This is a genomic window from Flavobacterium sp. TC780 (genome assembly GCF_056783245.1).
The window spans coordinates 57,729-67,518 of record NZ_JBXBAV010000152.1; the positions used below are offsets into that span (position 1 = coordinate 57,729).

At 31.6% G+C, this 9,790-nt stretch carries 12 protein-coding genes, 2 tRNA genes and 1 pseudogene; 11 read left to right on the forward strand and 4 right to left on the reverse strand.

Annotated elements, in window-relative coordinates:
* Positions 1–322 precede the first annotated feature (322 nt).
* A complete protein-coding gene (locus tag AC1RYN_RS16670; RefSeq protein ID WP_481807848.1) occupies positions 323–802 on the forward strand; it encodes a murein L,D-transpeptidase catalytic domain family protein in 480 nt (159 codons plus the stop codon).
* Here the strand turns inward: AC1RYN_RS16670 and AC1RYN_RS16675 are convergent.
* The 3 genes from AC1RYN_RS16675 to AC1RYN_RS16685 form a co-directional block, all read right to left on the reverse strand.
* Positions 791–2,230 (reverse strand): L,D-transpeptidase family protein, encoded by a 1,440-nt coding sequence (locus AC1RYN_RS16675; RefSeq protein WP_481807834.1) that lies wholly within the window; start codon positions 2,228–2,230, stop codon positions 791–793. The genes AC1RYN_RS16670 and AC1RYN_RS16675 overlap by 12 nt on opposite strands.
* Before the next feature lie 122 nt (positions 2,231–2,352).
* Positions 2,353–2,613, reverse strand: coding sequence for a GNAT family N-acetyltransferase (locus AC1RYN_RS16680; RefSeq protein WP_481807849.1), 261 nt, complete (start codon positions 2,611–2,613; stop codon positions 2,353–2,355).
* Complete coding sequence (locus AC1RYN_RS16685) at positions 2,529–2,801, reverse strand: GNAT family N-acetyltransferase (RefSeq protein WP_481807835.1); 273 nt, start codon at positions 2,799–2,801, stop codon at positions 2,529–2,531. Before AC1RYN_RS16685 ends, AC1RYN_RS16680 begins: the two co-directional genes overlap by 85 nt.
* Before the next feature lie 133 nt (positions 2,802–2,934).
* Here AC1RYN_RS16685 and AC1RYN_RS16690 point away from each other — a divergent pair.
* A tRNA-Gly gene (locus tag AC1RYN_RS16690) sits at positions 2,935–3,007 on the forward strand.
* Positions 3,008–3,125: 118 nt separating this feature from the next.
* Positions 3,126–3,198: transfer RNA gene (locus AC1RYN_RS16695), tRNA-Gly, on the forward strand.
* A gap of 35 nt (positions 3,199–3,233) precedes the next feature.
* Here the strand turns inward: AC1RYN_RS16695 and pepE are convergent.
* Positions 3,234–3,941: a dipeptidase PepE gene (gene pepE / locus AC1RYN_RS16700; protein ID WP_481807836.1), complete on the reverse strand. Its 708-nt coding sequence runs from the start codon at positions 3,939–3,941 to the stop codon at positions 3,234–3,236.
* Positions 3,942–4,144: 203 nt separating this feature from the next.
* Between pepE and AC1RYN_RS16705 the strand changes: the two genes are divergently transcribed.
* The 8 genes and pseudogenes from AC1RYN_RS16705 to AC1RYN_RS16740 all read left to right on the forward strand — a co-directional run.
* Complete coding sequence (locus tag AC1RYN_RS16705; RefSeq protein ID WP_481807837.1) at positions 4,145–4,438, forward strand: hypothetical protein; 294 nt, start codon at positions 4,145–4,147, stop codon at positions 4,436–4,438.
* Positions 4,401–4,853 carry a hypothetical protein gene (locus tag AC1RYN_RS16710; protein ID WP_481807838.1) on the forward strand — a complete coding sequence of 151 codons (453 nt, stop codon included), beginning with the start codon at positions 4,401–4,403 and terminating at the stop codon, positions 4,851–4,853. Before AC1RYN_RS16705 ends, AC1RYN_RS16710 begins: the two co-directional genes overlap by 38 nt.
* Positions 4,840–5,412 (forward strand): peptidase associated/transthyretin-like domain-containing protein, encoded by a 573-nt coding sequence (locus AC1RYN_RS16715; protein ID WP_481807839.1) that lies wholly within the window; start codon positions 4,840–4,842, stop codon positions 5,410–5,412. The genes AC1RYN_RS16710 and AC1RYN_RS16715 overlap by 14 nt, the downstream gene beginning before the upstream one ends.
* 144 nt (positions 5,413–5,556) lie before the next feature.
* On the forward strand, positions 5,557–6,309 hold the full coding sequence (gene bamP, locus AC1RYN_RS16720) for a BamP family beta-barrel-assembly machinery protein (RefSeq protein WP_481807840.1): 753 nt from the start codon (positions 5,557–5,559) through the stop codon (positions 6,307–6,309).
* Entirely contained in the window at positions 6,310–6,819 is a 510-nt protein-coding gene (locus tag AC1RYN_RS16725) for a DUF6702 family protein (RefSeq protein WP_481807841.1), read from the forward strand. It abuts the gene before it with no gap.
* Between the two features lie 62 nt (positions 6,820–6,881).
* Positions 6,882–9,122: a M1 family metallopeptidase gene (locus AC1RYN_RS16730; protein WP_481807842.1), complete on the forward strand. Its 2,241-nt coding sequence runs from the start codon at positions 6,882–6,884 to the stop codon at positions 9,120–9,122.
* Between the two features lie 105 nt (positions 9,123–9,227).
* Positions 9,228–9,554, forward strand: coding sequence for a Sec-independent protein translocase subunit TatA/TatB (locus AC1RYN_RS16735; RefSeq protein WP_129540941.1), 327 nt, complete (start codon positions 9,228–9,230; stop codon positions 9,552–9,554).
* Positions 9,554–9,790: pseudogene (locus tag AC1RYN_RS16740) on the forward strand (hypothetical protein); the annotation flags it as partial. The gene AC1RYN_RS16735 and the pseudogene AC1RYN_RS16740, both read left to right, overlap by 1 nt.

Consider the following 9,790-nt stretch of genomic DNA (forward strand, 5'->3'; position numbering starts at 1 on the left):
CTTTAAAATTTTGCGAGTTACATATTTTTTATATATTTGCGAACCACGAAACAAATTATAACCTAAACACATTCAATGATTTATAAGATTTGCTCCATGTTGTTGTTGGTGATTTTTTTGTCATTTACCACAGATACAAAAACTACCACAGAAGTTAAAAAAGTTGAAAAGAAAAATATTGCAAGTACAATAACTTCAAAGCTTAGATTTAAGAATCAAAGCTGTTTATAGTACACTTAATGCAAATAATTTTGATTTACCTGAACTTAAGAGTTTTACAGAAGCTTTAAAAGGTTTCTATTTATTAAAAGAAAAAGGTGTTATACAAAAAGACCTGTTGACTCTAATTGATTTTAGTTTGTCTTCTAATATGAAACGTCTTTGGGTTATTGACCTTTCTACTAATACAATAGTATTTCAATCTTTAGTTGCTCACGGAAAAAATACAGGAGATGAATTTGCGTCTGATTTCTCAAATACAAATTCTTCTTTTAAAAGTAGTCTTGGATTTTATGCAACTGCAGAAGTGTATAAAGGAAAGCACGGAATTTCATTGCGCTTAGATGGTTTAGAAAAAGGAGTTAATGATAATGCTCGTGAAAGAGCGGTTGTAATTCATGGGGCCAATTATGTTTCTGAATCATTTATAAAAGGAAACAAGAGATTAGGTCGTAGCTTAGGTTGTCCGGCTATCCCAGTAGAATTAACAAATGCTATTATTGAGACAATAAAAGATAAATCATGTTTGTATATTTATCATCCATCTAGAACTTTCGCAATGGAAGAAAGGTTAATTTCTTAATTTAGTATACAAATCTGCATCTAGATTGTAAATATCGTCTCTAAATTCTAAAGAGTTGTCTTTGCTCCAAGCAGTCCAATACCATTGATAGATAGCGTATTTTTTAGCAATTCTTGCGTTGGTAGTCTTTTTGGTTACAATAATAGAATCTATTTTTTCTTTAGACCATTTATTAGAGTCTAATATATGTTGTGCTAATTCCAGTGGGTTTTCAACACGAATACAACCTGAACTTAAAGAGCGGTTACTTCTGTCAAACAATCCACGATGATTCGTGTCATGTAGATAAACACTATGGTTGTTTGGGAATAAAATCTTCATTAATCCTAAAGAATTATGATTTCCTGGGCTTTGTACATAGCGATATCTGCCTGGAGAATTTTCGTTCCAGTCATTTGGTTCTACAACCGAGTTGTCTTTGTCATAGATTGTGATGTTTTTGTTCTTTAAATAATTTCGATTTCGTTTCATTGCAGGTACAATATCTTCTTTTAAAATAGTTGGAGGAACGGTCCATGTAGGATTGAGAACTACAGTTTTAAGAGTTGAGGTAAGTATTGGTGTTTTTCGGCTAATAGTTCCAACAACAATTTTTCGAACAACAGTAGTGTCTTTGTTTTCAACAACATTTAAGCTATAATCAGGTATGTTTATTATAAAATAGTTTTCTGCCAATGTATCTGCGTACCATCTCCAACGCTCAATGTTAGCGATAATTTGATTTTTTCTTTTGGTTTTGGAAAAATTTAAAGCATTAACAGTTCCTTTTCCTATAACACCATCGGCAGCTAAGCCATGGCGCATTTGGAATTTTTTAATAGCTTCAAATGTTTTACCATCGTAGATAGAGGTTAGGCTGTCTCTCCCTGTTAAGTCTTTCCAGTATAAAAGTCGTTTTTTTACTGTAATCATGACGCTATTAGTATCGTGTAAGACTACTTTGTCTTTAACATCGATTGTCTTGATATTGTCATTTGGAAATTCATTTAGCAGTGCAAGTGCTTTTAAGAGTCTTTTGTAGGTATATGTTTTTGGTTGACTTTGTTCAATAGTAAGTGCTAAGTCATTATCGTTAAAAGCTTTTATGAGAATGGTATTTACATCAAATGGTTTTTCGTTTAAATCCCAATCATTATATAGTTTCTTTGGGTTTAGCTTTCCTTTATATAAATGTGTTAAGTATTTCTGGAAATTATAGGTAAGTAAAACATCATAAAGTGCCAAGTCTGTATCGTCTAGTTTGCTTATTTTGTTTTCAAAGTCCTTTATTTTTTTTATATTATAATCATTTGGTTCTAAGCCAAGTACTTCTGATTTTTTTAATTCATTAATTATAAAGGTTCTCTTTTCTAGATTGCCCCAAACGGTTTCATTGTTTGAGGCGATATAAAATTTTTGAAGGTTTTCACTTTTAAAAGAATTAATCAACGAGAATCTCCTGGTACCATTAATAAGTATGGATGATTGCGGGAAGGGGTTCAGTTTTCTTTATCGAAAATATTTTTCCTTTTCAGGTTCCACAATAAAGTAATAATATAAAAAGGTAAAGTTTATTCATTTTTAAGTTTTTTAAACATTAGTAGATGTTCTCCAACATCTTTTATTTCAAAAATAGCCCCAGTTTTCTGGTAGCCCATTTTTTCATAAAAACCGACAGCTTCGATTCTGGCGTTAAACCATATTAACTCGCAATTATTGTTAATGCAGTATTCTTCGCAGTGATTTACTAGGTCTTCTCCGAATCCTTTTTTTTTCTGAAATCGTCTAAAATGGCCATTCCTCGAATTTGAGATTGGGAATTTTCTGCAAATGTAATGTTAGAATTTTTAAATAATGAAATGATTCCTACTAAACTTTCGTGTTCAAATAAGCCAAAGTGATGTGTTGTTGCTAAATCATCACCATCAAATCGACAACTTTCTATTGGTTTTCCTTTTCTTAAAACAGGATTGCGTACTAAATAAGTCTCTTGGGCGGGTATTTCTTGTATGTTTGTCATAGTGTTTTATAAAAAAGTAAAATTATAACTTTTTAGTTTTAAATATCTTATAGAATTAGTTTAAATTTTTATGAAATTTTAATAAAAACTTGTTTTTAACTGAAGTTATTATCTATATTTGCACCACAGTAATGCGAAAGTAGCTCAGTTGGTAGAGCTCCAGCCTTCCAAGCTGGTTGTCGCGAGTTCGAGCCTCGTCTTTCGCTCTAAGAGTCAAAAAGTAATAATTTTGACTTTGTTTTGAAAAGAATTATTGTTGAGATAAAATAATTAAATTTATTTTTGGATATTAAAAATAAATTTTTATCTTTGCAGCCTGTTAATGCGAAAGTAGCTCAGTTGGTAGAGCTCCAGCCTTCCAAGCTGGTTGTCGCGAGTTCGAGCCTCGTCTTTCGCTCTTTAAAAAGCCGAAACTTAATAGTTTCGGCTTTTTTATTGCACATAACTCAAATCTGTTTGAGGTTCTAATTCTTCAGGTTCTTGGTTTTGTCTAAAAAGACGAGCAGATAAATTCCCTTTCAAAACAATTTGATCTCCTTTTACATCTAGCCAGCTTCCTTCACGCAATCCTAAAACAGGAAGAGTATTAAAAGCGTGGAATTCTTTTATTCTTGTTTCGCGAGTTTCGCCCATATGTTTAGATTGAGAATCTGGATCTAAATAATGAGGATTTAAATTAAACGGAATTAATCCTAAAGTTTGGAAACTTGGTGGGTAAATTATTGGCATATCATTAGTAGTTTGCATTGACAAACCGCAAATATTGCTTCCTGCACTTGTTCCTAAATAAGGTGTCCCGTTTTTAACAGCTTCGGCTAGGGTAGACATAATGTTATTCTTGTATAGTTGAGTTACTAGTAAGAAAGTATTTCCACCACCAGTAAAAATTCCTTGGGCGCTATTAATTGCTGCTGTAGTGTCTTCAAATTCATGGATTCCTTTTACTTTGATGTTTATTTTTTCGAATGCTTGGGAAACAGTATTGGTGTATTGTTCATGAGAGATACCTCCGGGTCTTGCGAAAGGAATAAAAAGAATAGATTCACAGTTTTTAAAATGCACTTGCAATTCGGGTAATAAATAATCTAAATAGCTGCCGTCATGAAGAGTAGAGGTGCTGGCAATGATGATGCTTTTCATAGGTTTTTATAATGTTTTTATTTAAGTTAAAGGTATTAAATTGTAGATTTTAAAGTCGTAAAATAAAGTTTTAATTAACATATATTTACCAAGTTCTTAGTATTAAATTTAGAAGACATTAAGATACTTTTACAACTTATCCTTATAATGATTTGATGAACAAAGTAGTATGTATATTTTTTGTTTTCCTCGCTAACAACCTTTTGGCGCAAGTAGAGGTTGCTACTGTTCTGAAAGGAAAAGTGGATGCTAACATAATGGATTTAGAAGGGATTTATGTGGTGAATGTGAGAAACAGAAAGCTTTCGGTAGTTACAAATGCTGATGGTTCTTTTTCAATACCTGCCAAAATAGGAGATACGCTTATTTTTTCATCAGTACAGCTTAAAGAGCGGCGAATTATTTTGATAGATGAAGATTTTGCTTCAGACAAATTTTGTGGTAAAAATAGAGGTAGGGATGAATCAATTACGAGAAGTTATTATAAAAAGGTATGATAATATTAATGCGGTTGCGATGGGTATAATTCCAGCCGGGCAACGTTCATATTCTCCTGCAGAACGTAAACTAAAAGGTGCAACTGACTTAGATGCTTCTGTAGGTTTAGGTGGTTCTGTGGCTTTAGACCCTTTGCTTAATTTTTTCTCGGGAAGAAGTGCAATGTTGAAAAAAGAACTAGCGGTAGAGAAAAAAGAAATTTTTATGCAGCTTTTAGAAAAAATGTTTAATACAGATCATTTTGTGCAAAAGCTAAGTATTCCTTTAGATTATGTAAAAGGATTTGAGTATTTTGCTGTAGAGAATGAAAGTTTTACAAAGATTTTGAATACAAATAATAAAACGACAACAGAATTTTTATTAGCAGAATTAGCAGTAAAATATAAAGAAATAATAGCCAGTGAAAAGAATTAACATTTTATTTTTATTTATTTTGTCTCTATTCTTTCAGGTAAGTTTAGGGCAAACGATTGTTACGAAAGAATTTTTTGGAAGAGTTACTGCTGATTCCAGTTCAGTCGAAGCTATAACAATTGTTAATAATACAACTCAGGAAACAACGATGTCAGATAATAAAGGACAGTTTTCGATAGTAGTGAAAGAAGGAGATGTGTTGGTTTTTTCTGCAGTGAATTTAGAGCCAATCCGAAAGCGAATTACTGCCAACGATTTAAAATCGGATCTGGTATTGATAAAAATGGTAGCTAGAAACATTGAGTTAAAAGAAGTGGTTATAAATGAGTTTTCGAATATAAATGCCGAAAATTTAGGAATTATACCTTATGGACAAAAAAAATATACACCAGCAGAACGAAAACTGTATACAGCAAAGTCGTCGGTGACAGAAGCTCTTTTGAATAAAATATCAGGAAGAACTGCTATGTTGAAAAAGAAGCTGTTGTTGAAAAGAAAGAAATTTTGTATTCAAAAATTGAATATCTTTTCGAAGAGAATTATTATACAGAAAGATTAAAGATTCCACTTGAACATATAAAAGGATTCCAACTTTATTGCATAGATGATCCAGAGTTTGTAAATTCGTTGAACGCTAAGAATAAAACAGTTTCTATGTTTTTGATTACGGGGCTGGCACAGAAATATTTAACAATTATATCGAATGAAAAATAAAATAGGAATACTCGTTTTGGGTTTATTATGTCAGCTTTGTTTTGCACAATCTTTGGTAAGAAAGCCATTGCATGGACGGGTAATAAATGATTTTATTGCAATAGAGAATGGTTATGTAGTAAATATAAATGCAAATGTTAGAACATTTATTAATAGTGAAGGGTTGTTTGATATTGTGGCAAGGCCAAAAGACACTTTATTGTTTTCGGGTTTAGCATTTCAATCCAAAAAAATTGTCTTAACAGAAAAAGATTGTTCTCAAGTGCTTTTTATAGTAAAATTAGATTTGGTAAATAATCAGCTGAAGGAAGTTGTTATTACAAAAGATTTAAAAGTAAAAGCTTTTCAAAGCGGCTCTCTGAAATATGTTGATATGCAGTTTGAAGATGATAAACAATCTACAGCAAAAAATACTGCAATGTATTCTGATCAAACTATAAAATACGGAACTAATTTTGTTCGAATATTTAAAGATATTTCGAAATTGTTAAAGAAGAAAGATAATGTTGAAGAAGATTATGTTAGTGATGTAGCCTTTTCTGAATATGTAAAACTAAATTTTAGCCCGAAGTTTTTTGAAAAAGATTTAGCTCTGAAAGACGATGAAATCGAATTGTTTTTATTGTATTGTTCAAATGATCCTCATTCTAAGCAATATTTAAAACCTGAAGATCAATTTCAATTAATGGATTTTTTAATTAATAAGAGCAAAGAATTTAAGAAATTAAATGACTCTAAATAAATGAGAAAAAGGATAGTTTTGCCTGTTCTCTTTATATTGTTTGTGTTGAGTACAGCTTTTTCTTTCCATAAATTTTATGTTGGAGTCTATCAAATAAACTATGCTCCAGAGAAAAAGATGCTGCAAATTACTTCACGGATTTTTATTGATGATTTGAATAATGGAGTTGAGAAAAAATACAAAACAAAAACCAATATTGGTACAGGGAAAGAAACAGAAGCAGACGTTGCTCTTTTGAAAAAATACTTAGCAGAAAATTTTATCATAAAAGTAAACGGTCAGTTAAGACCAATTGTGTTTTTGTCAAAAGAAGTTGAGGCAAATGATGTTTTGGTTTGTTACTCCAAAATAAATGATGTAAGTAAAATTAAAACTTTGGAGATTTCAAATATAATTCTGGTAGATTGGAATTCTGAACAACAAAATATTACACATGTTTCGGTGTTAGGAACAAAAAAAAGCGTGCTTTTTACTGAGTCTTCAAGGAAAGAATTGTTAAAATACGAATAATTTGATACAAATATTCTTTTAATTGTTATTTTCACGGCTTGACAAAACTCCAAAAACCAGTTATGAAAAGAATTTCGATTTTATTGTTTTTTCCTGCCATTCTTTTTGCACAAGAAAAAAATACCACAAATGTAAGGCAGCAAGGAAAGTATGATACCAATAAATTTAGTCAAATGTATGATTTATTGGCAACTCCTAATATGTTTCGTACAGCATCTGGGGCACGCATGCCTGCCTATTATCAACAACAAGCTGATTATAAGATAGATGTTGAGTTGGATGATAAAAAAACAAAATTAACAGGTTTAGAAACTATTACTTATTCTAATAATTCGCCAGATAATCTTGAGTATTTATGGGTGCAATTAGATCAGAATCAAGCTAAAAAAAATACACAATCGACATTAGCTGAGAGTGAAAAAATCAGTCAGGTATTACCATTAACAGGTTTTTCGAATAAATACTTAAAAGAAGGATTAGAGCGAGGTTTTAATATTGATTACGTAAAAGATAGTAAGGGAAACCCAATGTCATACACGATTAATGAAACTATGATGAGAATCAATCTGACTGCTCCTTTAAAAGCAGGTGAAAAAATCTCATTTTCTATTAAATGGTGGTATAATATAAATAATTACAGACAAGATGGTGGACGTTCAGGATATGAATTATTCGAAAAAGATGGAAACAGATTGTATGTAATCGCGCAATTCTACCCAAGAATGGCAGTCTATAATGATGTAGAAGGTTGGCAGAATATGCAGTTTTGGGGAGCGGGAGAATTCGCTTTGCCTTTCGGAAATTTTGATGTAAATATTACAGTTCCTGCAGATCACGTGATGGAAGCTACAGGAGAATTAATGAATAGAAGTGAAGTGTTTACTCCAGAGCAGGTAAAAAGATATGAGCTTGCTCAAAAATCATACGATAAGCCAGTTATCATAGTTACTCAGGCAGAAGCGGAAGTAGCAGAAAAAGGGTTTTCAGAGAAGAAAAAAACTTGGAAATTTAGTGCTAAAAATGTACGTGATTTTGGAATAGCAACATCAAGAAAATTTATTTATGATGCAATGGCTGTTAAACTCGGAAGTAAAACAGTAATGGCAGCTTCAGTGTACCCAAAAGAAGCAAATCCGCTTTGGGAGGAAACTTCAACAAGAACAGTTGCACACACTTTAAAAAGTTATTCTTCACATACATTCGACTATCCTTATCCAAAAGCAGTTTCGGTTTCAGCAGAAGATCAAGGAATGGAATATCCTATGATTTGTTGGAATTTTGGGCGTCCTGATGAAAATGGAGTAACTAGCAAAGAAATAAAAAACGGAATGATTGGTGTAGTAATTCATGAAGTTGGACATAACTTTTTTCCGATGATTGTAAATTCGGATGAACGCCAATGGAGTTGGATGGATGAAGGCTTGAATTCTTTTTTAGAATACTTGGCTGAGCAGGAATTAGATCCTAATTTTCCTTCAAGAAGAGGTCCTGCAAAAAATATCGTACCCTATATGAGTGGAGATCAAAAATTTTTAGAGCCAATTATGTCAAACTCTGAAACCATTCACCAATTTGGAAATAATGCATACGGAAAACCAGCAACTGGACTTAATATTTTAAGAGAAGTAGTTATGGGAAGAGAATTGTTTGATTATGCTTTTAAAACATATGCAAACAGATGGAAATTTAAGCACCCAACACCAGAAGATTTCTTTAGAACGATGGAAGATGCTTCAGCAGTTGATTTAGATTGGTTTTTTAGAGGATGGTTTTACTCAACAGATTTTGTAGATATTGGAATAAAAGAAGTAAAACAGTATTATGTAAGTGAAACTGCAACAGCAGAATTGAAAAATGCTAAGATTAAAAAAGGACGTTTTGGTCTTGAAAAAGGACCTTTTGTGTATTTAATTGATGGAGATAATAAAGAATTAAAAAATTCAGATAAAAAAGCGCTAAAGATTGATGAGGTAAAATTATTGTCAGATTATGTAACAGAGACTTTTACTACGGAAGAAAAAGCAAATTTAAAAGCGCCAAAGTATTTCTATGAAGTTGAATTTAATAAGCCAGGAGGAATGATTATGCCTATTCTTGTTGAAATTACGTATGAAGACGGGACAAAGGAAGAATTTAAATATCCAGCACAAATTTGGAGAAAAAATAATGATACAGCCAAAAAAGTTTATGCAACTGAAAAAGTTATAAAAAGCATTCAGATTGACCCAAAATTACTTACTGCAGATATTGATGTGACTAATAATGCATGGCCAAAAGTAGAAGTAAAATCAAAGTTTGATTAAATATAAAGGGGAGAAGAGACTTGGAAGAGTCTCTTTTTTTAAGTAAATTTTAAAAGAGTAGGCTACAAAATTTAATATCTTTGTGGTACATAAAATAAAAAAGATATGTTTGGTATAGGAGGAGGAGAATTAGTTTTCATATTATTTGTAGTACTTATGCTTTTTGGTTCAGATAAAGTGCCAGAAATAGCTCGTACAATGGGTAAAGCAATGGCGCAACTTAAAAATGCGACTAATGATATTAAAAGCGAAATTCAAAAAGGAGCAGAGGCTAATGGCTTTGATGCAAAAACCTTGGATGATATGACAGGTAACATTAATTCTGAAATAGAGAAGGCTAAAACTAATTTATTAGGAGATGCTACCACGCAATTTGAAAAAACAAAAGAAGATATTGACTCCATTACAGGACCTATAAAACGTCAGTTATAATGCTTGAAAAATTACAAGAATTCGATGTAAATCTATTTGTATTCCTTAACGGATTAGGTTCAGAATCTTACGATAAACTTTGGTTGGTAATTACCAATCAATTGAATTGGGCTCCACTTTTTTTACTATTACTTTATCTTATCTATAAAAAAATAGGGACAAAACAAACCTTGTTTTTGCTCTTGTTTATAGCAATTAGGTCTGCCTCCCTAACAACAGGAGCATGTATTAACCTT

What these genes read in the sequence shown, in the direction of transcription:
- AC1RYN_RS16725 (WP_481807841.1), top strand. Translation starts at nt 6,310, where the DNA reads ATGAGAAAAAGGATAGTTTTGCCTGTTCTCTTTATATTGTTTGTGTTG.
- AC1RYN_RS16685 (WP_481807835.1), bottom strand. Translation starts at nt 2,801, where the DNA reads ATGACAAACATACAAGAAATACCCGCCCAAGAGACTTATTTAGTACGC.
- AC1RYN_RS16710 (WP_481807838.1), top strand. Translation starts at nt 4,401, where the DNA reads ATGAATCAATTACGAGAAGTTATTATAAAAAGGTATGATAATATTAAT.
- AC1RYN_RS16735 (WP_129540941.1), top strand. Translation starts at nt 9,228, where the DNA reads ATGTTTGGTATAGGAGGAGGAGAATTAGTTTTCATATTATTTGTAGTA.
- AC1RYN_RS16730 (WP_481807842.1), top strand. Translation starts at nt 6,882, where the DNA reads ATGAAAAGAATTTCGATTTTATTGTTTTTTCCTGCCATTCTTTTTGCA.
- pepE (WP_481807836.1), bottom strand. Translation starts at nt 3,941, where the DNA reads ATGAAAAGCATCATCATTGCCAGCACCTCTACTCTTCATGACGGCAGC.
- bamP (WP_481807840.1), top strand. Translation starts at nt 5,557, where the DNA reads ATGAAAAATAAAATAGGAATACTCGTTTTGGGTTTATTATGTCAGCTT.